Consider the following 21,586-nt stretch of genomic DNA (forward strand, 5'->3'; position numbering starts at 1 on the left):
GGACTTAAGAGCGAAGCGTAATCCGCCAAGCTCCGTCGGCGGCTCGTGCATGGCGGATTACGGCGTTCCGCCTAATCCGCCCTACGTGTCTCCAAGGTTATATCCCCGCCTCGTTATCCCGCGAACGCTTGCCACACCAGCCAGGCATTCGCGCTGGAGATGACCGCGAACAGGAACCACGACAACGCCGTGGTCCACCAGGCGTTGACGAAGTCGCCCATGATGCGGCGTTGCGACGTCAGGCTGATCAGCGGATACATGGCGAACGGCAGTTGCATGCTCAGCACGACCTGGCTCAGCACCAGCAGCTTGCCGACGGAATGTTCGCCCAACGTCAGCACGCCGATCATGGCCGGGATCAGCGCCAGCCCGCGCGTGAGGGCGCGCCGCTGCCAACACGGAATCTTCATTTTCAGAAAACCTTCCATGATGACCTGGCCGGCGATGGTGCCGGTGAAGGTGGAACTTTGTCCGGACGCCAGCAGCGCCAGCGCGAACAAGGTCGCCGCCAGCGCCGTGCCGGCCACCGGCGCGAGCAGCAGATAGGCGTCGTCGATGTCGAGCACGCGGGTGTTGCCCGGCTCGTGGAAGGCGGCCGCCGCCAGCACCAGGATGGAACCGTTGATCAGCAACGCCAGCAGCAGCGAGACGACGGTGTCGATGCGCGACAAACCGATCGCCTCGCGCTTGGCGCTGGCCTTTTGCGACACCACGCGCGTCTGCACCACCGACGAGTGCAGGTACAGATTGTGCGGCATCACGGTCGCGCCGAGAATGCCGATGGCCAAGTACAGCGGCTCGCGCGACGACAGGGTCGACAGCGACGGCACCAGTCCCGCCACGACGGCGTTCCAGTCCGGCTTGACGAAAATGAGCTCGGTGAACAGGCAGGTGGCCACCGTCAGGATCAACGCCAGCACGATCGCTTCGATCTGGCGGAACCCCTTGCCTTTCAGGCCCAGGATGAGCAGCGTGTCGAGCGCGGTGAGCGCGACGCCGGTCGGCAGCGATACGCCCAGCAGCAGCTTGAACGCCAGCGCGCAGCCGAGCACCTCGGCCAGGTCGCAGGCGATGATGGAAATTTCGGCGAAGCCCCACAAGGTCTTGGCCACCGGCGGCTTGTACTGCTCGCGGCAGTGCACGGCCAGGTCCTTGCCGGTGACGATGCCCAGGCGCATGCTCAGGCATTGCAGCACGATGGCGGCCAGGCTCGACAGCACGACCACGAACAAGAGCTGATAGCCGAACTGCGAGCCGCCCTGGATCGCCGTGGCCCAGTTGCCCGGGTCCATGTAGCCGACCGAGACCAGCAGCCCGGGACCGGCGAAGCGCAGCACTTTTTTCCAGAACGGATCGCCCTCCGGCACGTGGACGGTGCCGGCCACTTCAGACGGGCAGAACGGCGCGGTGGCGGTGGTGGGGAGCTTGAAAGGCAGTGAGAACATGGGCATCCTGATAATGAATGCCCAAATTCTACTTGAGTTGGTGCAACTTTGTCCCTATCCCTTGCGCAGCGAATAGGGACTTAACCACGCAAACGACGGCTTATTCGGCCGCGTCGTTGGCCGCTTCGTCGCCGTGGCACTTCTTGTACTTCTTGCCGCTGCCGCAAGGGCAGTCGTCGTTGCGGCCGACTTTAGGCTCGTCGCGCTTGACGGTGGCCACCGGCGCTTTGCGGCGCGGCACCCAGAATTTGTAGATCAGCGGCAGGTTCGCTTCCAGGTCCTGGGCCAGCTTGTGGGCCTTGACCGGATCTTCGACCAGCGGCAGTTCGTCTTCCTCGATCTCGTCGGCGCCCAGCAGATAGATCGGCTTCATCAGTTCCTGCACGTCCGAATCCCAGATTTCCTGCCACGAGCCCGGGCGCAGCTCCATGCCTTCCCAGAAGCCCCAGCACCAAGCCTCGGCGTCGATCAGCGTCTGGCCTTCGTGCTCGTGCTCGACGAACAGCGGCTCGAATTCCTTCGGCGCCACTTCGAACGTGACCAGCACTTCGTTCATGAAGCGCATGATCAGGTTGAGGATGCGTTCCTCTTCCTTCGGGTTCTTGAACTTCGGAACGTCGGCTTCTTCCTGGCCCCATACGCGCTTGAGCCACTCGGCCGGCATGATGGTTTCCGGGCCGATGGCGATGGCGGTCAGGTAACCGTGCAGCATGTCCATCGTCATCGCGTCCTCGGGGCTGCGCTCCGATAACAGGAAATTGTCTAATTCGTCGAATTCTTTGTCGCTCAGTGGCTGGTCGAGTTGCATGGCTTGCTCTTTTTATTGGGTTGAAGGCGACAGTATACACGCCGCGCCCCTTACAATGCGGGGATGAACCAAGATAACCAAGATCATTTAGACGACGAAGAAGAAGACGCCCGCGCCGCCGCGCTGGCCGCCGCCATGGCCGGGCCGCAGGGCGGAGCCGACGACGGCGACATTGCCGCCGACGACGTAGGCGCCGTGGCCCCGGCGCGCGTGCCGCATCCGTATTCCGCGCTCAATCCCGAATGCGTGCTCGACGCGCTCGACAGCATCGGCCTGCGCGGCGACGGCCGCCTGCTGGCGCTGAACAGCTATGAAAACCGGGTCTACCAGGTCGGCATCGAGGACGCGCTGCCGCTGGTGGTCAAGTTTTATCGTCCGGGACGCTGGAGCGACGCCGCCATCCTCGAGGAGCACGCCTTCACCGAGGAGTTGACCGCGCGCGAGATCCCGGTGGTGCCGGCGCTGGCGCTGGACGGCCGGACCTTGCATCACTTTAACGGCTTCCGCTTTGCCGTCTTCACCCGCCACGGCGGCCGCGCGCCCGAGCTGAGCGATCCGTCGGTGCTGGAGTGGACGGGGCGTTTCATCGCCCGCATCCACGCGGTCGGCGCGGTCAAGCCGTATCTGGAGCGGCCGGCGCTGGATATCGCCACCTTCGGCACCGAGCCGTGCGAATTCCTGCAAACGAATCAATTCATTCCGGCGGATTTGCAAGAGGCGTATGCCAGCGTCTCGCAGCAGGCGCTCGACGGTGTGCGCCGTTCGTACGACAGGGCGGGGGACTTGCCGCAATTGCGTCTGCATGGTGATTGCCATGGCGGCAACGTGCTGTGGACGGATGCCGGGCCGCACTTCGTCGACTTCGACGACAGCCGCATGGGGCCGGCGATCCAGGACCTGTGGATGATGCTGTCCGGCGACCGGGGCGAGCAGGTACGCCAGATGTCCGACATCCTGGCCGGCTACGAGGATTTCTGCGAATTCAACCCGCGCCAGCTGCATCTGGTCGAGGCGCTGCGTACGTTGCGGTTGATTCATTACTCGGCCTGGCTGGCGCGGCGCTGGGACGACCCGGCGTTCCCGGCGGCGTTCCCGTGGTTTAATACGCAACGTTACTGGCAAGACCGCATCCTCGAATTGCGCGAGCAGGTCGCGCTGATGGAAGAGCCGCCGTTGCCTGTCTGAGGGGCTGTTCGCCAATCCGGTGACACCACATTGAAGTTCACTACATTGGAGACCGCAATGCCGGACCGAACGACTTCCCGCTGGCTGCCCCGCCTGGCCTTGGTCGCCTTGTGCTGCGCGGCGGGCGGAGCGCACGCCGCGACCGGGCCGTTGGCGCCGACCGCGCGCTGGAGCGCCTACACCGCCGGCCGCGCGGCCTTGCCACCGATGGGGTGGAGCAGCTGGAACGCGTTCGGCACCGATATCGACGAGGCGAAGATACTGGGCTCGGCGCAACGTATCGTCGACAGCGGACTGGCCGCCAAAGGCTACCGATACATCAACATCGACGACGGCTGGGCGCTGCGACGCCGGATCCCCGATGGCAAGCTGGAGATACGGCCCGACCGCTTCCCGTCCTCGGTGGCGGGCGGCAGCTTCCGTCCATTCACCGACAAGGTGCATGCGATGGGACTGAAGGCCGGTATTTATTCCGACCTGGGCCGCAACACCTGTTCGCAGGCGTATTCCGACAGCGACGCCGACCTGCCCAAGGGGAGCGTGCTCGAGCGCGAAGTCGGCCTGTACGGCCATATCGATCGGGACATTGCGCTGTATTTCGCCGATTGGGGCTTCGACTTCATCAAAGTCGACGGCTGCGGCCTGCGCGCCTATGGCGCCGACAGCCCGAAAGTGCGCTCGGGCCAATACCGCGCGCTGGCGCCGGTGCTGAACCTGGAATCGGTGTCCCGCTCCGACATTCCGGCGGTGCAGGCGGAATTTACCCAGATTAACGCGGCGCTCGCGCGCAGTAATCCGGATGGCGATTTCCTGCTGTCGCTGTGCGTGTGGGGCGCCGCCGATGTGCGGGCGTGGGGCAAAAACTACGGCAACATCTCCCGCACCAGCGACGACATCACGCCATCGTGGGCGCGCATGCTGACCAATTTCGACAGCGCGGCCAGGCGCGAGCTGTACGCCCATCCGGGCAGCTGGAACGATCCCGACATGCTCTACATCGGCAAGGGCGATTTTGACGCCGGCCATCTGGTGGAAGCGAGATCGCATTTCGCGCTGTGGGCCATGTTGAACGCGCCGCTGATGATCGGCGCCGACCTGCGCACCATGCCGCAGGCGCTGATGGAGGTGGTCGGCAACGCCGACATCATCGCGGTCAATCAAGACCCGGCCGGCAACCAGGCCACGCTCGCCTACGACGCCGACGATCTGCAGATCCTGGTCAAGCCGCTGGCCTCGGGGCAAAAGGCGGTGGCGGTGTTCAACCGCGGCGTGGCGACCATCGACGTCGACCTGAACGCCGACCACCTGAAGTTCCGCAAGGACGCGCCAATCACGCTGACCGATCTGTGGACCAAGGCGGACACCACCTTCACCGACACCACCAAAATGCGCGTGGCGCCGCGCGAGACGCGGATCTTCCGTGTCGGCGGCGCGCCGCTGCTGGCGGGCGGCCGCTATCTGTCGGAGCAGCCGGGCAGCGTCAATCCGGCCGTGGACGGCGTGGTCAGGCCGCAGGCCGATCCGATGATCTACCGCTCATCGGCCGCCTGGTCCGGAACCAGGGGCGCCGGCGAACGTCCGATGTATGCCGGCTGGGGCGGCGCGCGCGCCGACAGCACGCCTTACGGCCAGACGCTGCGCATCGCCGGCAAGACCTATGCGGCCGGTATCGGCGTGTTGGCCAATTCCCGGCTGGAGGTGCGCAACGGCGGCTATCGGCTACTCAGCGCGCGGGTCGGCGTCGACGATACCGCCCAGGACCGCAAGCACGATGTCACCTTCATCATTTACGGCGACGGCAAGCTGCTGGCAAAGAGCAAGCCGCTGCGCTGGGGCCAGGCGGCGCAGGCGATGAGCGCCGACGTGGCCGGCGTCAAGGTGATCGAACTGGTGGCGCGCAGCGCCACGGGCGTCAACGAGCAGTTGCCGGTGAGCTGGGGCGACGCCGCGCTGTTGTCGTCTTCGCAAGCAAATTGAGCGGCGCCAGCGGCGGCGGGTACTAAACCGGAATTAACGGGTTTTCCCCCCTCTGCTTGCCGTTCGGCCCGGCTGTTCCCTGTTTGATAATGAGCGTTCAGAAGTCCCGTCGTGTGCCGGGACGTACCTCTAGCGAGAAATCTCATGCAAGCAGAACTGGCTCAACGCGAAAGCGCAATCGAAGACGTCCAATTGGGCGTGGCTTTTTCCGCCGATACCGTTCCCACCGTCGTCTTGCATGACCCCGACGAACCCGCCTCCAAGGAGCCCACCCCGCGCGCGGCGATGGAAATGAAGGCCATCCAGGAAGCCATCGCCCGCGTCGAGGCCGAGGCCAAGGCCGCCTGCGCCGCCGAAAACCGCGCCCACGCCGAAGCCCGCGCCCGCTCGCTGGCCGAGGACCGCGCCGCCATCGACGCCGCCGCCGCCGCCGTGGCCCAGCAAAACGCCCAGGCCTCGGAAGAGGCCATCGCCGCCAACCGCGACCGCCTCGAATCGCTGCGCGCCGCCGCCCAGGCCAGCGTCGCCCGCCTGGACGCCGTCAAACAGGAAACCGCCGAATTGCGCGCCCGCGTCGAGGCCGACACGCAAATCCGCCTTGCCGCCGAAACGCGCGCCAAGGCCGAGAACGAAAGCCGCCAGCGCGCCTTCGAGCAGATCGCCGCCGAGTCCGAGCTGGCCGAGCAGGCCGCGCGCGCCGCCGAGGAGCTGCAAGCCCAGACCGAACAAGCCCGCCTGCAGGCGGTCGAGCGCGTCGCCGCCGTGCAGGCCGCCAAGGATGAAGTGGTCGGCATCGCCAGCGCCGACGCCCGCGTCGCCACCCTGGCGCGCGAACGCGAGCGCCAGGCCTACGCCGCGCGCCAGACCGCGCAGATGCTGGCCCAGGCCGAGGCCGAAGCACTGGACCTGACCGTGCAGCGCGAACGCGCCGACCAGATCGCGCTCGAATCGGCCTTCAACCGCGCCGCCGCCGAAGTGCGCGCGCTGGAAGAAGCCCGCGCGCTGGCCCATCTGGAGCAGGAGCGTGAGCAGATCGCGCTGGCGAAGGCCGAATCCGAACGCAGCGCCGCGCAGTCGCTGCACCTGCGCCTGCAAACCGAAAAAGAAATCCGTGACGCCGCCATCCACCGCGAACGCCTGGAAATGGTCGCCGCCGCCAGCGCCAAGGCGCGCCGCGACGCCGACGCCAGCATCATGGCCGCGACAGAGGCGCGCATCGAAGTCGATAGCCAGCTGCGCGCCGTCGCGCTGGCCCGCGTGCAGGCCGAGCAGGAAGCCGAGCTGAGCACCCACGCCAGGGTCGAAGCCGAATCGCTGGCGATGGCGCAAGCCAAGCAGCGCCAGGTGGCGGACGAGCTCGCCGCCGAGGCGGCCCGTGTCGAGATGCAGGAACAGCAGCGCGCCGCCGCGCTGGCCGAGGAACGCGCCGCGCTGTCGCGCACGGCCGCCGAACTGGCCGCCAGCGTCAACGCCGCCGAGCAAGCCGAAGTGGCCACGATCGCGCGCCAGGTCGAGACGCAACACCAGTCCGACGCGCTGGCCAAGCAAAAGGCCGAGCAGGCCGAGGTATTGCTGCAAGCCGAACAGGCCCGCGCCGCCGACGAGCAGCAAGCCATCGCGGCGCTGAAGGAGAAGTTGGCGGCCGAGGAGGGCGCCAGCGCCGCCGCCAAGCATCGCGTTGCCGCCGAGCGTGCGCAGACCGAGGCATTGCGTCAGCAGCAGGAAGCCGAGCAGCGCCTGGCCGCCGCCGCCGACAAGCAAGCCGAAGCGGCAAGCATGATCGCCGCGCAAGTGGCGCTGGAAGCCGGGCAGCAAGCCGCCGCAGCCCAGGCGCTGGCCGCGCAAGCGCGACTGGCCGTGGAGTTGGGCGCGGTGCATGCCGAGCGCGCCCGGATCGAGCAGGACAAGGCCGCCGCCGCCGAAGCGCTGCTGCAGGCCGAGCGTGAATTCATCGAGACCGAGCGCGAATCGCTGGCGCTGATCGAGCAGAAGCTGGCGCAACAACGCTTGACGACGGCGTCGGAAGTGCGCGCTTCGAAGGCGATCGCCGGGCGTCTGGAGGCGGAGCAGCAGATCGCCGAGGCGGCACGTCGGCGCGCCGACGCGGAGCAGGCGGAAGCGGATGCGATGGCGCAGCGCGCGCAGGCTGAGCAGGCTGCGGCGCAAGCGGCGGTCGACAAGGCCGCAGGCCAGCAGGCGTTGCTGGAAACGGCCAAGGCGTACGCCAACATGCAGCGCAAAGTGGCCGACACGACGGCCGCGATGACCGCCGCCAAGCAGAAGTTGTTGGATTTGGAAACCCGCCGTCACGGCGCGGTGCAGAAGGCGCTGGATGGCGTGCAGGCCAGGGTGGAAGCGGCCGAAGGCGCCGTGGTGGAAACGCTGGACGCGGCCCGCGCCCGCAAGGAAGCGCGTCAGGCCCAGCCGGTGTGGCGCGCACGCTGATCGCAGTGTGCGCGGGGATGCTTGTCAAACATGCTGAACCAAATCGTGTTTTACTGCTGCACCTGCACCTTGGTGATGTAATACTCGGTCTCGCCGAAACACTGCGTCGGCACGCCCTTGTGCTGCGCGTAGCTCAAAATCACACGCTTGCCGGTGGCGTCGGTCAATTGCTTGGCCACGTTCTCATCGCGCACGCTGAACTCGAACTTCTCCGGTATCGCCCCCGGCATCGAGGTCAGCAAAATCTCCCCTTCCCACGTCTTGCAAATCCAGCCACGGGTGGAAAACTTTTGCAGGTAGCCCGCGCGCTCGCCATCCGAATAGGAAATATGCAACATCGCCCACGTATAGGCGACGAAGACCAGCAGGGTGGCAGCCACCAGGGCGATGAAATACAGAACGATACGCGATGATTTTGTCATAAGTAAGCCGGTTGAATATCCAGGTAAGTCCGCAATGTTTTCAATCTTATCATGCGGGGTGCAGTCGCTTGTGACGGATCGATGACCACAGCGATACGGCGATGAACGCCACCCCGGACAAGCCCGTAAACCACTCCGGAATATGGTATTTGACACTGGCCAGCATGATCAGTGCCAAAATACCGATCGCGTAGTGCGCGCCGTGCTCCAGATAGACGTATTCGTCCAAAGTGCCCTTGTGGACCAGGAACACCGTCAGCGAGCGCACGAACATGGCGCCAATAGCCAGGCCCAGCATGATGATGACGACATCCTTGGTGATGGCGAACGCGCCGATCACGCCGTCAAAGCTGAACGACGCGTCCAGCACCTCCAGATACAGGAAGCCGCCGATGCTGCCGCGCGAGACGGCCGAGACCACGGCGCCGACGCCGGCCTCGGTGGTGTCGCCGTCCTCGGCAGGCGGGTCTTCCTCCAGCAGGCTGCTGATCCAGCCCACCGCCAGATACACCAGCACGCCGACCACGCCGGCCGTCAATACACTGAACTTCTCCGTTTCCGGCACCAGGTAGACGCAGCCGAACACCGCCGCCAGGGCCAGCAGCACGGCCAGGCTCTCGGTGCCGTGCTCGCCCAGCTTGGCCTCGATCCAGCCCAGCCAATGCAGCTCTTTTTCCTCGTCGAACAGGAAATTGAGGAACACCAGCAACAGGAAAGCGCCGCCGAAGGCCGCCACCTGGGCATGCGCGCCGGTCAGGTAGCGCGAGTATTCGTCGGGATTCTTGGTTGCCATGGTCCACACGTCCATCAGGCCCAGGCCGGTGGCCATGGATACGATCAGCAATGGAAACACCAGCCGCATGCCGAACACGGCCACCAGGATGCCGACCGTCAGGAACAGCTTGCGCCAGAATTCGTTCCAGTGGCGCAGCACGGAGGCGTTGACCACGGCATTGTCGAACGACAGCGACACTTCCATGATGCCCAGCACTGTGCAAATCCACAACGCTTGCAGCAGGCCGGAACTGCCGCCGTGGTTGAAGCCCCACCAGCCGGCCAGGGCCAGGAGGATGAAGGTGACGATGAAGGAAATGCCAAAATGTCGCATGATTGTCTTTATTGAAATGATGTGATGTACCGAATTTTAGCTGACTTGCTTCCGCCACTGTGAACCCATCTGCGATAATTGCGCCACAAAAATGCAAAGGAATTCCGGATGGACATCGCTTACCTCGTCACGCCCCTGATTACCTGGGTCACCGTCGGCCCGATCAAGTTTCTAATTAATAGCGCAAAGGCGCGCAAATGGGCCTTTAATTTGGTCGGCAACGGCGGCTTTCCAAGCAATCACAGCGCGGTGGTGTCGAGCATGGCGACCCTGATCGCGCTGCGCGAGGGCATCGGGCATCCGGCGTTCGGCGTTGCCGTGACGTTGTGCTTCATCGTCGTGATCGACGCCAACAGCCTGCGCCAGCACGTCGGCAAGCAGGCCGCCGCAATTAATCGACTGGCGTCGGAGGAGGGGCGGCCCGCCGCCGTTGCCTCCGGCCACACCTGGCTGCGCGAACGCATGGGCCACACGGTGGTCGAGATCATCGGCGGCCTGTGCACCGGCATCGCGATCGCGCACGCCATCCACGCCATCTTCGGGCGGGGTTGATTCCATCCGGGACCGTTGAGATACCTCGGAGGCACGTAGGGAGGATTAGCGCAGCGTAATCCGCCAGGCTCCGTCGGCGGCTCATGGCGGATTACGCGCCGGGCGCTAATCCGCCCTACGTGTCTCCCGGGTTTGCCGGTAGCCCGGGCCGTATTTTTCCGTCCACTTACCGTTCATCCCCCAATTCGGCATTTCAGCCACAAATTCTGCCGTCCGTCGCACGTCGATTGACCTCTGCGAGCCACTCGGGGATACTCTGCGCGCTGTAGTCTGGCTAAAATACTAATAGCACCACGTCCACTATCTCGGAGAACTTTATGTTGCGCAAAACCCTACTCGCTCTCGCCGTCGCTGCAGCCTTGGTTGCATGCGGCAAGTCTGCCAAGGAGCCCGAGAAAGGGGCGGCGGCCTCGGCCACCGCCAAGGCGGAAGGCAAGGGCGACAAGGATGCCAAGAAAGAGCCCGAGGTGGTGTTGCAGATGGCGCAGGAAGATATCCTGGCCGTCGAATCGAACGCGCTCGCTTCCGGCCCGGTGATCACCGGCTCGATCCAGCCAGAGCGCCGCGCCGACCTGCGCGCCGAAGTCGGCGCCGTCGTAATTCAAGTACTCAAGGAAAACGGCGAGGCCGTCAAAAAGGGCGACGTGCTGGTGCGCCTGGACGAGACCTCGATCCGCGACAGCCTGACCTCGGCCGAGGAAGCCTCGCGCGCGGCCCAGCAGTCGCTGGCCCAGGCCGAACGCATGCACGAACGTAACACCACCCTGCGCGCCTCCGGCATGGTCTCGACCCAGGCGCTGGAAGACGCCGAAATCCGCCGCAACAACGCCCTCAGCGACCTGTCGGCGGCCCGCTCGCGCCTGGTGGCGGCGCGCCAGCAGCTGAGCCGCACCACCGTGCGCGCGCCGTTCGACGGCATCGTCAGCGAACGCAAGGTGTCCAACGGCGACACCGCCCAGGTCGGCAAAGAGTTGATCAAAGTGATCGATCCGTCGAGCATGCGTTTCGAGGGCCTGGTCTCGGCCGACAAGATCGGCGAGGTCAAGGTCGGCCAGCCGGTGCTGTTCCGCGTCAACGGCTATCCGGGCCAGAACTTCAGCGGCAAGATCAAGCGCGTCGATCCGGCCGCCAACGCCGTCACCCGCCAGGTCGAGGTGCTGGTCGAATTCGCCGAATCGGCGCAGCCCCGCGTGGCCGGCCTGTACGCCGAAGGCCGGGTCGAGTCGAAATCGTCGTCGTCGCTGATGGTGCCGCCGTCGGCGCTGGTGCAGGCCGGCGACAGCAATTATGTGTGGCGCGTCAAGGGCGGCACCTTGAACAAGGCACAGCTGACCATCGGCGCCCGCGACGAGCGCAGCGGCCGCTGGCAGGTGCTCTCCGGCCTGGCCGCCGGCGACACCATCGTGCGCGTGCCCGGCTCGGGCTTCAAGGATGGCCAGAAGGTCGTGCTCAGCGCGCCGAAGCCGGCGACTTCGGCCACCGCGTCGGCCTCGGCGTCCACCGCGGTAGAAAAATAAGGAATCACCGCCATGTTCTTATCCGATTTCAGTATTAAACGGCCGGTCGCGACCATCGTCCTGATCGTCGCCATGATGTGCCTGGGCCTGATGGCCCTGAGCAAATTGCGGGTCAACCAGAATCCCGACGTCGAAGTGCCGTTCATCGTCGTCATGATCCCGTATCCGGGCGCGTCGCCGGAGACGGTCGAGCGCGAGATCGTCAACCGGCTGGAAAAGTCGTTCCAGTCGATCACCGGCGTGACCGAGGTCAATTCGACCGCGTCCGAGGGCCAGGCGCGCGTGTTCATCAAGTTCGCCTTCAGCAAGAACCTGATCGAGGCGTCCGACGAGATCCGCAATTCGATCGCTTCGGTGCGCTACAAGCTGCCGATCGAGATGCGCGAGCCGATTCTGCAACGCATCGACACCTCGGCCCAGCCGGTCATGCAACTGGCGCTGTCGTCGAGCGTGCAAAGCCACGCCGTCATCTCGCGCCTGGCCGAGGACAAGCTGGCCGACCGCTTCCGCGGCATCGACGGCGTGGCCTCGGTCAACATCGACGGTTCGCTCAAGCGCGAGCTGAGCGTGCTGCTCAAGGCCGAGAAGCTGCGTGAGTATAATGTTTCCGTGGGTGATGTCGTCAACGCCTTGCGCAACCAGAACACCAATGCGCCGGTGGGCAAGGTCAAGGGCGAGCTCGACGAGAAGAGCATCCGCCTGGTCGGCCGCATCGAGCGTCCCGAGGACTTCCAGCAGGTGGTGGTCAAGCGCAATGGCGACGAGCTGGTGCGCCTGGCCCAAGTGGCGACGATCGAGGACGGCTTCGCCGAGATGAGCTCGCTTAGCGTGCGCTCGGGCAAGCCCAACGTCGGTATTTCGATCACCCGTTCCAAGGACGCGTCGACCGTCACGGTGGCGCGCAAAGTCAAGGCGATGGTCGAGGAAATGCGCAAGGAGCTGCCGACCGGCGCCACCCTGGAAGTGACGGAAGATGGCGGCGAGGACGCCGAGAACAGCCTTAACAACGTGATCGAGGCGCTGGTGTTCGGCGCCGGCCTGACCATTTTCGTGGTCTACGCGTTTTTGAATTCGTGGCGTTCGACGATGATCACCGCGCTCAGCCTGCCGACCTCGGTGATCGCCGCCTTCATCGGCGTCTGGCTGTGCGGCTTCACCCTGAACTTCATGACGTTATTGGGCCTGTCGCTGGCGATCGGCGTGCTGATCGACGACGCCATCGTGGTGCGGGAAAACATCGTGCGCCACATGCAGATGGGCGCCGACCGCCGCACCGCCGCGCTCAACGGCACGGCCGAGATCGGCATGGCCGTGGCCGCCACGACCTTCTCCATCATGGCCGTGTTCATTCCGGTGGCCTTCATGCCCGGCATCACCGGCGAGTGGTTCCGTCCGTTCGCCTTGACGGTGACGTGCTCGGTCGCGGTCTCGCTGCTGATCTCGTTCACGCTGGATCCGATGCTGTCGGCCTTCTGGGGCGACCCGCCGGACCACCACACGGCGCCGCGCAAGGGCCTGGGCCGTGTGCTGGAACGCTTTAACAACTGGTTCGACCATCAGGCCGATCGCTACGGCAACGTCATCGCCTGGGCATTACACCACCGCAAAGCGATGGCCGTGCTGGCCGTGCTCACCTTCGCCGGCGCGCTGGCGCTGCAGGCCAAGCTGGGCGGCTTCAGCTTCCTGCCGGCGTCGGATTTCGGCACCATCGCCATCGACGTGCGGGCGCCGTCGTCGGCCAGCCTGGAATACTCGCGCCTGAAGCTGGACCGTGCCGCCAAGGTCGCCTTCACCATCAAGGAAACCAAGCAGACCAACGCCTATGTCAACCCGACCGGCGGACGCATTTACGTTGACATCGGCAAGAAGACCGAGCGCAAGCGTTCGGCCAACGAGATCGCCAAGGAATTGCGCGAGAAGCTGGCCGGGCTGGTCGGCGCCGAGTTCACGGTGCTGGAAGATTTGAGCAACAACGCCAGCAAACCGGTGGAGATCCAGTTCACCGGCGCCGACTCGCGCAAACTGATGGAAATTACCAACGCTTATATGGAGCGGTTGCGCAAGGTGCCGGGCGCGGTCGACGTCAGCCTGTCCGAGCAGGATCCGAAGGACGAGCTGCAGATCGAACTGAACCGTGGCTTGGCGAACTCGATGGGCATCGCCGCCGGCGACGCCGCCCAGGCGTTGCGGGTGGCCTTCGCCGGCATCGAAGTGGGCGACTGGGTCGACCCGACCGGCGAATCGCGCGACGTCGCCGTGCGCCTGGCGCCGGAGGACCGCACCAGCGCCGAGAACATCGAGCGCCTGCCGATCAGCGTGGCCGGCACCAACCAGATGGTGCCGCTCGACCAGATCGCCAGCGTGACGATGGGCAAGGGCCCGTCGACCATCAAGCACAAGGATGGCAAGCGCATCATCTCGGTGAGCGCCAACGCCCAGGGCCGTTCGCCGGGCGAGGTGACCAACGACGCCATGAAACTGGCCAAGGAAATCGACTTCCCGCCGGGCTATGGCCTGTCGCTGGGCGGCGCCGGCAAGGACATGAACGAAGTGTTCAGCCAGATGATGATCTCGCTGCTGGCCGGTATCGGCCTGATGTATTTGATCCTGGTGATGCAGTTCGGTTCGTTCACGGCGCCGATCGCCGTCATGCTGTCGCTGCCGCTGTCCCTGATCGGCGTGGTGCTGGGCTTGCTGATGACCAAGGGCACGATTAACCTGATGAGTTTGATCGGGGTGATCATGCTGATGGGTCTGGTGGCGAAGAATGCCATCCTGCTGCTCGACGCCGCCCGCAAGCGCGAGGAGGAGGGCTACAGCCGCGAGGACGCGTTGATGTACGCCGGCCGCATGCGCCTGCGTCCGATCCTGATGACGACCTTCGCGCTGATCGCCGGCATGTTCCCGGTGGCGCTGGCGTTGGGCGAGGGCGGCGAGTTCTACCGTCCAATGGCGATCGCCATCATCGGCGGCACGATCACCTCGACCGTGCTGACCTTGCTGATGGTGCCGACCTTCTACGACAGCATCGAGATCAACAAGGATAGCCTGGCGGTCAAGTATCACCGCCGGGTCGACCACTGGACCGGCCGCTTCGGCGTATGGGGCACGGCGCTCGCGTTCGTTCAGACGGCGATCGAGGTGCTGCTGTTCCTGACCTTGATCCGCTTCGTCTACCGCTCGCTGATGTGGGTGGTCGGCAAGGTCACCGGCAAGCGCGGCGGCACGCCGCCGACCGTGGCGCCGAACGTGTCGCTCAACAAGAGCGCCTTCGATCCGCAATAACTGCGGGGGTCAAGTCTGACATTCGGACACGGTCTCCGCCGTAAGGTCACGCTACGGACCAGTTCGTGTCCGAATGACAGACTTGACCCCGGAGTTGGAGTTGAAAAAAGGGCTTCGGCCCTTTTTTTCGTCTGGAATGCAGAGCAGGTGCTCGGTTTCAAGGTGAAAATTAGTGTTTGCCCTCTAGTAACACACCTTACGGCAAAGTTTATTAATGTAGTAAGCTGCTGGCCTTCCTGCACCAAATCCGTCCCGACCGGGTTGATTTGCTGTCGGACCAGAAAAAACCTGGCGCAAAGTCGCCGACTACAATGAGAGACTCCACCATGCAACGCAAACACCTTCCCCTGATTATCGCCGCCGCCCTGAGCCTGATGACCACCGGCGCCAACGCTTCCGGCTACCGTTTCGGTTCGCAGAGCGTGTCCGCCCAAGGCACCGCCGACGCCAGCGGCGCCGAAGCCAACGACCCGTCGACCATCTTCTACAATCCTGCCGGCATGTCGCGCCTGGAAGGCACGCAGATCAGCGCCGGCGCCACCGTCGTGGTGCCGCATTCGACCTATACCGATAGCGGCTCGACCCGTTTCACCGGCTCGCGCACCGGCGGCACCCAGGCCAACGACTACGCGCCTGATTCCGTGACCGCGCCGTCGCTGTATGCGACCAGGAAGTTGAACGACCAATGGGCGGTCGGCCTGGGCCTGTTCGTGCCGTACGGCGCCAAGCTGAACTACGGCAGCACCTGGAACGGCCGCTACGCGCTGACCGACGTGCTGGTCGAGGCGATCACGCTCAATCCATCGGTGTCGTTCAAGCTGAACCAGCAGCACTCGTTCGGCTTCGGCATCGACGCGGAACACATGAAGGCCGAACTGGGCCAAGCCGTCGACGTGCCGGGCACCATCGCCGCGCTGCGCACACCGGCCAACGCCGCGCAAGGCGCCGCGCTGATCCGTCAGATCACCGCGCTGGGCGGCAATCCTGCGCTGCTGGCGACCGCCGGCGACGGCCGTGGCGAGAACGAGGTCAAGGATTGGGGCTTCGGCTTCAACCTGGGCTACATGTTCACGCTGGACGAGAACACCCGCTTCGGTCTGAGCTATCGTTCGTCGATCAGCCACAAGATGAAGGGCAGCACCATCTGGGACTTCTCGAACGTGACCACCGACCGCGTTGTCAATGGCGTGCTGGCCAGTGCGTCGAACCGCGTGAACTCGGCCGCGTTGGTGTCGCTGCGCACGCCGGAGACCTTGTCGGCCAACGTCTTCCACCAGTTCGATTCCAAATGGGCCGGTATGGCCGACGTGACCTGGTCGCGTCATAACCGTCTGGGCAACCTGGACATCGAGTTCCCGGGCACGACCGAAGGCGCCGAGGTGATCCGTCAGCAGTGGAAAAACACGGTGCGCGTGGCGCTGGGCGGCAACTACGCCTACAACGAGAACGTGACCTTGCGCGCCGGTGTGGCGTTCGACGAGTCGCCGGTGCAAAACGCCGAGCTGCGCCACCCGGCGCTGCCGGACAGCGACCGCATGCAGTATTCGCTGGGCATGAACTGGAAGCTGGACCAGCGTTCGTCGATCGACCTGGCGTACAGCTATGTGGACTTCAAGGACGCGCAGGTGAACTACACGAACCAGTGCAACACCTTGTCGCGCACCTGCACCGGCAATGGCGAGACCACGCGCGGCACCTACAATACGCACCTGTCGCTGATCGGCATTTCGTACAACTACAAGTTCTGATCAACACCTAGCCCTCACGACGGTGTGTTTGCCGTCAACAACAATGCCGTCCAGCTCAGCTTGGACGGCATTTTTGCTTTTAGGCCAGCCGAAACGGCTGGAACCGCTCGGCGCCGTCAGGGGCGTGCGTGGCCGTTGATTTTTAAGTCGGTGAGCATGCCGATGTACAACGTGCCTTCGCAAGTGGCCGGCGCCCGGCGATGCGGCGCGTCGGCCACCTCGTCATGCCACGACAAAGAAACGTGATCGCTGGTGACAATGGCCTGGTTTGGCGCGCGCGTTAGCACACGCCAATCAATCGCCGGGGCGTAGGTGCTGGCGATCAGCGCCGCACGGCAGGAGACGAGCGCCTTTTCCATCATCACTTTCCTGGTCTTTTCGGCAGTGGGAAAGACCAGGCTGTAAAGCATGACAATACAGCCGGCGCATGCCAGTGGGACGAAAAACAGACCCAGCGCCAGTGCCGGCGCTCGGAGCGCCGGCTTGCACAAGGTCACGTTGTCGTCGGATACCTGGCCGTGGCGGTGTGTGCGCGCCTTGATGTAGAAAATCGTGCGAAGCGCGCGGTGAAGGAGCGACATGTTGGCCTTTGCCTGATTGGCGGTGAGGTGTCTCGCGCCATTCTAGGACTATTTGCCTGGAGAAATCTCCCCAATTGTTACGTATGATCCATACGCAACACTTCACAATTGCCACCCGCTCATGCCGCATGGCTTGCGCCGACGCTGAGCTTACTGGCCCGGTGGCGTGGTGGAGCCGCCGCTGCCGGTGCCGCCGGTGCCGCCGCTGCTGCCTGCGCCGCCGGTTCCGGCGCCGCTGCCGCCGCTGCTGGTGCCGCCGGCGCCCGTGCTGCCGGCACCGCCGCTGGTGCCGCTGCCACTACCCGTTCCACCCGAGCCGGCGCCGGTGGCGCCCGGTGTGGTGGCGTCCGGTGTCGGGCTGGGGGTGGTCGATGGCGTTGCCGGGGTCGTGCTTTCCGGTGTCGCCGACGGGGTTTGTGGCTGGTCGGCCGGGCGCTTGTTGCAGCCGGCCAGCAGCGCGACCGCGAAGGCCGCGCCCAAAACTACTTTGGTGGTTGTGTGCAGAGAAGTCATCATTCTTTCCTTTCAAAAAAAACGTCAGGGAAAAATTTAGACAGCGCGTGCGCGCGGGCGGTTCCCGCGATTTTCGGTCAGGCTGTTTTGCGCTCGCTGTCGCTGTCGACCGGCAAGTCGGCGTCGCTGTTGAAGACGCCAAGGTCGGTCTCGCCAAGCACCCGGCTGGTGACGGTGCCAGCGGTAATTGAACCACTGACGTTTAGCGCGGTGCGGCCCATGTCGATCAGCGGTTCGATCGAAATCAGCAGTCCGGCCAGCGCCACCGGCAGGTTCATCGAGGATAGCACGATCAGCGCGGCGAACGTCGCACCGCCGCCGACCCCGGCTACGCCCACCGAGCCGATGGTGATGATGGCCAGCAGCGGCAGGATGAAGTGGACGGTAAACGGGTCGATGCCGACGGTGGGGGCGATCATGACAGCCAGCATGGCCGGGTAGATGCCGGCGCAGCCGTTCTGGCCGATGGTGGCGCCGAACGAGGCGGCGAAGTTGGCGATGCCTTCCGACGTGCCCAGGCGCAGCGTTTGCGTCTGCACGCTCATCGGGATGGCGCCGGCGCTGCTGCGCGAGGTGAAGGCGAAGGTCAGCACCGGCAGGATTTTCTTGACGAAGCGCACCGGGTTCAAGCCGGCGCCGGTGACGATCAGCAGGTGCACCACGAACATCAGCAACAGCGCGCTGTACGAGGCCAGCACGAAGTCGATCAGGTGCAGGATGTCGGTATAGCTGGAGGTCGACACCACCTGCGCCATCAGCGCGAACACGCCGTACGGCGTCAGACGCAGCACCAGGGTGACGATGCGCATGACGATGGCGTGCGCGACCTTGATGAAGTTGTCGAAGGAGGCAAAGATGTCCGGCTTCTTGTCGTGGATGCCGGTGGCGGCGATGCCGATGAAGACGGCGAAGATCACCACGGCGATGGTCGAGGTCTTGCGGGCGCCGGTCAGGTCGAGGAAGGGATTGGCGGGGATGAAGCTGAGCAGCATGCTCGGCAGCGAGATCGCCTGCGCCGCTTCGACCTTGCCTTGCAGGTAGACGCCGCGCGCGATGTCGGCCGCCGAGGCGGTCAGGCCGACGGCCGTCAGGTGGAACAGCTTGGCCATCAGGATGCCGATGCCGGCCGCGATCAGGGTGGTGACCATCAGGGTGCCGATGGTCAGCGCGCTGATCTTGCTCAGCGAATCCATGCCCTTTAATTTGAGGATGGCGGCGATGATCGAGACCATGATCAGCGGCATGATGATCATTTGCAGCAGCTTGACGTAGCCCGAGCCGATGATGTCGAGGTATTCGCCGGTGGTTTTCAACTCGGCCGAGCCGGCCCCGTAGATCGCCTGCAGCGCCGCGCCCAGCACGATGCCCAGCCCCATGCCGGTGAACACGCGCACCGAAAAGGACGCGTGCTTGCGCTGCTGCGCGTAGAGCACACCCAGCAAAACCACCGCCGCCAGCAAGTTCAACCCCACGTTTATCGCCATTGCCCACCCTTTGCCACAAATTAGACAGATTACCCGCCACCACACATTCCCTTGCATCAAGCAGAAAATGCTGAGCGGTCGGTCATTTTATATGCGTTTCTCGATATAAACGAGGCCGTTATCCCGCATAAAGCGAATATTTAGCTATATGGCTATACGTTTTTTTCATAAGCGGCCCCGGTGCCCGTCGGCCGCGTCTGTTACCCGTAGCGCAACGGCGAGCACGATCCATGCCAAGCTCTTCGAGAAATCGACTCATTCAGGATTTGAACCAGATATCAAACCGCGTCGTCCCATCCCCGGTCGCCGCCAGCCGATAAGCGAAGCCGTGCCGGTTCATCACCTCGCGCACGAACAACAACCCGATCCCCTGGCCACCCTTCTTGGTGGTGAAAAACGGCGTGAACAACTGCCGCGCCGGTATCTTGCCCAGGAGGTTGCCCGAATCAGTGACCGACAACCCCACGCCATCCGCTTCATTTTTCAGCGCGAACGCGATAAACCGCTCGCCGAGCGCCGCTTCCTCCACCGCCTCCATCGCGTTCTTGACCACGTTTAGCAGCGCCTGCTCGATCAAATGCCGGTCCAGCCCTACGGCCGGCACCTCGTCGCAGCGTTCCCAGCCGATGCGGATGCCACGGGCGCGGCACGGCTCGCGGTACAGATACAAGATGTCGTCCATGATGTCGCGCACGGCGCTGGGACGCAGCTCCGGCGCCGGCATCTTGACCACGCGCGTGAAGCGCTCGATGAACTCGCCGAGGCTGACATTGCGCCGCTTGACGGCGACGATGGCGGTGCTGAAGTCGTCGCCGTCGCGATCGTTCAGCTGGCCGCGGTAGTACAGCAGCGAGTCGAGCACCGAGCCGGTGGCGGCCACGGTATTGTTGACCTCATGCGCCAACACGCGGATCAGCTTGTCGTAGGTATCCTTTTCCGAGCTTTCCAGTTCCTCGGTCAGCTCCTCGATCAACAGAAAGTGGCGGGCGAAGCCGCGATCGTGGAAGTGGCCGCGCTGGGCCCGGTAACGGCGGCCGTCGGCGTCGGTCAGCAACTGGCTATCGCCCAGCGGCAGCAGGTCGAGCTGCGCCAGCAGCACGGTGCGGTTGTCGAGTTCCAGCAGCAGCTCGCCGGCCTGCACTTGCTGGCCGAGCTTGGCCTGGACCTTGGCGACGCGCGTCTGGATCGGGCTGGCGACCAGCGCTTCGTGAATCGGGATGACGATGCCGGAGGCGTTGATGGTGTTGGCGATATCGCCAACGCGCACTTCGGCGATGCTGGCGCTGTCTGCCGCCACGCTGGGACTGACGGCGTGGTTGATGCCCCAGGCGCCGACGCACAGCGTCGCGAGCAGCGCGGCGATGGCGAGCACGGTGTTGCGGCGGCGGTTGGCGATGATCGTGGGGCTGAGGGCCTGGTCCATAGTGATGCGTGACTGCGTGAGTGTGGTTGTGTCGCCCTCACTATTGCAATCGCCGTGCCACCGGGTTGATTGGTGATTAAATCATATAAATCAATGCGATAGCGACGCCTGCCGGGCTGCGGGCGCGGCGCCCCTTGCCCGGCTTCGCCCACCATCGTCCGGAAACGGACACCCTATTTCACGCAAGTGAGTTACGCGATTGAAGTCATGGCGTAAGTGTGTGCGTGTGGAAATTTACCAACCGTTGATGTAAATCAATGTGTTACGGTTGTGCTCGGAATGTCTTTGTTGGAGAGCCGTCATGACTATCAAAAAAATTGTTGTCGCACTGCTTATGTTGCCTGCGTTCGCCATCGCGGCCGATGATGAGATCGCCACCGACCGGCCGGATTTCGTCGAGTCGAGCAACGTCGTCGGCAAGGGCCGCTTTCAGATCGAAACCAGCTTCGCCGCCGATCGCAACAAGGCCGACGGCGTCAAGGATAAAGCATACTCGACACCGACCTTGCTGCGCTATGGCATCTCCGACACGTGGGAAATCCGTCTGGAGACGGACGGGCGCATGCGCGCCACCACCACCGACCTCGCCAGTGGCGCGCGCTCGACCGACAGCGGTTATGGCGACGTCTCGCTCGGCGTTAAATGGCATATCGCCGACGAGAACGGCGCGTCGCCGTCGATGGGCGTGCTCGCCCACGTGGACCTCGACACCGGCTCGGCGCCGTTTCGCGCGCAAGGCAAGGGCGGTTCGCTACGGCTGGCCGCCGAGTGGGAATTCGCCGACGACTGGTCGCTCGGCGTCATGCCCGGCCTGGCCTGGCTGCCCAACGACAACGGCGACCGCCACACCACCGGCATTTTCGGCATCGTGCTGGGCAAAGGGTGGACCGATCAGCTGCGTACGTTTGTCGAGTACTCCGATGAGAAGATCGCCCGGGCGCGCGACGGCGGGACCATCAGCACGCTTGACGTCGGCGTGGCCTATCTGCTGACGAAGACTGTGCAAATCGATACGGCACTGTCGCGCGGACTCAACAGCCGAACGCCCGACTGGAGCTGGACCGTCGGCCTTTCCATGAAATTTTAAGCAGGA

The 21,586-nt window shown here is 64.4% G+C and carries 16 protein-coding genes; 8 read left to right on the forward strand and 8 right to left on the reverse strand.

Annotated features, from left to right (window positions below):
- Positions 1–113 precede the first annotated feature (113 nt).
- Both AC0IYS_RS09480 and AC0IYS_RS09485 read right to left on the reverse strand, forming a co-directional pair.
- A complete protein-coding gene (locus AC0IYS_RS09480) occupies positions 114–1,445 on the reverse strand; it encodes an Nramp family divalent metal transporter (RefSeq protein WP_471704911.1) in 1,332 nt (443 codons plus the stop codon).
- 100 nt (positions 1,446–1,545) lie between these two features.
- Entirely contained in the window at positions 1,546–2,253 is a 708-nt protein-coding gene (locus AC0IYS_RS09485; RefSeq protein WP_471704912.1) for a UPF0149 family protein, read from the reverse strand.
- Positions 2,254–2,388: 135 nt separating this feature from the next.
- Between AC0IYS_RS09485 and AC0IYS_RS09490 the strand changes: the two genes are divergently transcribed.
- The 3 genes from AC0IYS_RS09490 to AC0IYS_RS09500 all read left to right on the forward strand — a co-directional run bounded on the left by AC0IYS_RS09490 (position 2,389) and on the right by AC0IYS_RS09500 (position 7,860).
- The gene (locus tag AC0IYS_RS09490; RefSeq protein ID WP_471708834.1) at positions 2,389–3,438 is read left to right on the forward strand and encodes a serine/threonine protein kinase; all 1,050 of its coding nucleotides are present in this window, start codon (positions 2,389–2,391) and stop codon (positions 3,436–3,438) included.
- Positions 3,439–3,495: 57 nt separating this feature from the next.
- Complete coding sequence (locus AC0IYS_RS09495; protein ID WP_471704913.1) at positions 3,496–5,415, forward strand: NPCBM/NEW2 domain-containing protein; 1,920 nt, start codon at positions 3,496–3,498, stop codon at positions 5,413–5,415.
- A 144-nt stretch (positions 5,416–5,559) separates the two neighbouring features.
- On the forward strand, positions 5,560–7,860 hold the full coding sequence (locus AC0IYS_RS09500; RefSeq protein WP_471704914.1) for a coiled-coil domain-containing protein: 2,301 nt from the start codon (positions 5,560–5,562) through the stop codon (positions 7,858–7,860).
- Positions 7,861–7,910: 50 nt separating this feature from the next.
- On the opposite strand, the gene AC0IYS_RS09505 is transcribed toward AC0IYS_RS09500, so the two are convergent.
- Positions 7,911–8,282 carry a hypothetical protein gene (locus AC0IYS_RS09505; protein WP_471704915.1) on the reverse strand — a complete coding sequence of 124 codons (372 nt, stop codon included), beginning with the start codon at positions 8,280–8,282 and terminating at the stop codon, positions 7,911–7,913.
- Between the two features lie 49 nt (positions 8,283–8,331).
- Positions 8,332–9,390 carry a DUF475 domain-containing protein gene (locus AC0IYS_RS09510; protein WP_471704916.1) on the reverse strand — a complete coding sequence of 353 codons (1,059 nt, stop codon included), beginning with the start codon at positions 9,388–9,390 and terminating at the stop codon, positions 8,332–8,334.
- Between the two features lie 108 nt (positions 9,391–9,498).
- On the opposite strand from AC0IYS_RS09510, the gene AC0IYS_RS09515 reads away from it, so the two are divergent.
- From AC0IYS_RS09515 to AC0IYS_RS09530, 4 genes are all read left to right on the forward strand, one after another.
- The gene (locus AC0IYS_RS09515) at positions 9,499–9,942 is read left to right on the forward strand and encodes a divergent PAP2 family protein (protein ID WP_471704917.1); all 444 of its coding nucleotides are present in this window, start codon (positions 9,499–9,501) and stop codon (positions 9,940–9,942) included.
- A gap of 317 nt (positions 9,943–10,259) precedes the next feature.
- Positions 10,260–11,459: an efflux RND transporter periplasmic adaptor subunit gene (locus tag AC0IYS_RS09520; RefSeq protein WP_471704918.1), complete on the forward strand. Its 1,200-nt coding sequence runs from the start codon at positions 10,260–10,262 to the stop codon at positions 11,457–11,459.
- Between the two features lie 12 nt (positions 11,460–11,471).
- Positions 11,472–14,744, forward strand: coding sequence for an efflux RND transporter permease subunit (locus tag AC0IYS_RS09525; RefSeq protein ID WP_471704919.1), 3,273 nt, complete (start codon positions 11,472–11,474; stop codon positions 14,742–14,744).
- A gap of 326 nt (positions 14,745–15,070) precedes the next feature.
- The gene (locus AC0IYS_RS09530) at positions 15,071–16,492 is read left to right on the forward strand and encodes an OmpP1/FadL family transporter (protein ID WP_471704920.1); all 1,422 of its coding nucleotides are present in this window, start codon (positions 15,071–15,073) and stop codon (positions 16,490–16,492) included.
- Positions 16,493–16,608: 116 nt separating this feature from the next.
- Here the strand turns inward: AC0IYS_RS09530 and AC0IYS_RS09535 are convergent, their stop codons facing one another.
- The 4 genes from AC0IYS_RS09535 to AC0IYS_RS09550 all read right to left on the reverse strand — a co-directional run bounded on the left by AC0IYS_RS09535 (position 16,609) and on the right by AC0IYS_RS09550 (position 20,493).
- Positions 16,609–17,073, reverse strand: coding sequence for a hypothetical protein (locus tag AC0IYS_RS09535; RefSeq protein ID WP_471704921.1), 465 nt, complete (start codon positions 17,071–17,073; stop codon positions 16,609–16,611).
- A gap of 150 nt (positions 17,074–17,223) precedes the next feature.
- The gene (locus tag AC0IYS_RS09540; protein ID WP_471704922.1) at positions 17,224–17,586 is read right to left on the reverse strand and encodes a hypothetical protein; all 363 of its coding nucleotides are present in this window, start codon (positions 17,584–17,586) and stop codon (positions 17,224–17,226) included.
- A 77-nt stretch (positions 17,587–17,663) separates the two neighbouring features.
- Entirely contained in the window at positions 17,664–19,070 is a 1,407-nt protein-coding gene (locus AC0IYS_RS09545; RefSeq protein ID WP_471704923.1) for an L-cystine transporter, read from the reverse strand.
- A gap of 259 nt (positions 19,071–19,329) precedes the next feature.
- Positions 19,330–20,493 carry a sensor histidine kinase gene (locus tag AC0IYS_RS09550; RefSeq protein ID WP_471704924.1) on the reverse strand — a complete coding sequence of 388 codons (1,164 nt, stop codon included), beginning with the start codon at positions 20,491–20,493 and terminating at the stop codon, positions 19,330–19,332.
- Positions 20,494–20,794: 301 nt separating this feature from the next.
- On the opposite strand from AC0IYS_RS09550, the gene AC0IYS_RS09555 reads away from it, so the two are divergent.
- Entirely contained in the window at positions 20,795–21,580 is a 786-nt protein-coding gene (locus tag AC0IYS_RS09555) for a transporter (RefSeq protein ID WP_471704925.1), read from the forward strand.
- The last annotated feature ends 6 nt before the right edge of the window (positions 21,581–21,586 follow it).

This window comes from Duganella sp. AC237 (genome assembly GCF_979254035.1).

What these genes read in the sequence shown, in the direction of transcription:
- AC0IYS_RS09480 (WP_471704911.1), bottom strand. Translation starts at nt 1,445, where the DNA reads ATGTTCTCACTGCCTTTCAAGCTCCCCACCACCGCCACCGCGCCGTTC.
- AC0IYS_RS09485 (WP_471704912.1), bottom strand. Translation starts at nt 2,253, where the DNA reads ATGCAACTCGACCAGCCACTGAGCGACAAAGAATTCGACGAATTAGAC.
- AC0IYS_RS09490 (WP_471708834.1), top strand. Translation starts at nt 2,389, where the DNA reads ATGGCCGGGCCGCAGGGCGGAGCCGACGACGGCGACATTGCCGCCGAC.
- AC0IYS_RS09495 (WP_471704913.1), top strand. Translation starts at nt 3,496, where the DNA reads ATGCCGGACCGAACGACTTCCCGCTGGCTGCCCCGCCTGGCCTTGGTC.
- AC0IYS_RS09500 (WP_471704914.1), top strand. Translation starts at nt 5,560, where the DNA reads ATGCAAGCAGAACTGGCTCAACGCGAAAGCGCAATCGAAGACGTCCAA.
- AC0IYS_RS09505 (WP_471704915.1), bottom strand. Translation starts at nt 8,282, where the DNA reads ATGACAAAATCATCGCGTATCGTTCTGTATTTCATCGCCCTGGTGGCT.
- AC0IYS_RS09510 (WP_471704916.1), bottom strand. Translation starts at nt 9,390, where the DNA reads ATGCGACATTTTGGCATTTCCTTCATCGTCACCTTCATCCTCCTGGCC.
- AC0IYS_RS09515 (WP_471704917.1), top strand. Translation starts at nt 9,499, where the DNA reads ATGGACATCGCTTACCTCGTCACGCCCCTGATTACCTGGGTCACCGTC.
- AC0IYS_RS09520 (WP_471704918.1), top strand. Translation starts at nt 10,260, where the DNA reads ATGTTGCGCAAAACCCTACTCGCTCTCGCCGTCGCTGCAGCCTTGGTT.
- AC0IYS_RS09525 (WP_471704919.1), top strand. Translation starts at nt 11,472, where the DNA reads ATGTTCTTATCCGATTTCAGTATTAAACGGCCGGTCGCGACCATCGTC.
- AC0IYS_RS09530 (WP_471704920.1), top strand. Translation starts at nt 15,071, where the DNA reads ATGCAACGCAAACACCTTCCCCTGATTATCGCCGCCGCCCTGAGCCTG.
- AC0IYS_RS09535 (WP_471704921.1), bottom strand. Translation starts at nt 17,073, where the DNA reads ATGTCGCTCCTTCACCGCGCGCTTCGCACGATTTTCTACATCAAGGCG.
- AC0IYS_RS09540 (WP_471704922.1), bottom strand. Translation starts at nt 17,586, where the DNA reads ATGACTTCTCTGCACACAACCACCAAAGTAGTTTTGGGCGCGGCCTTC.
- AC0IYS_RS09545 (WP_471704923.1), bottom strand. Translation starts at nt 19,070, where the DNA reads ATGGCGATAAACGTGGGGTTGAACTTGCTGGCGGCGGTGGTTTTGCTG.
- AC0IYS_RS09550 (WP_471704924.1), bottom strand. Translation starts at nt 20,493, where the DNA reads ATGGACCAGGCCCTCAGCCCCACGATCATCGCCAACCGCCGCCGCAAC.
- AC0IYS_RS09555 (WP_471704925.1), top strand. Translation starts at nt 20,795, where the DNA reads ATGACTATCAAAAAAATTGTTGTCGCACTGCTTATGTTGCCTGCGTTC.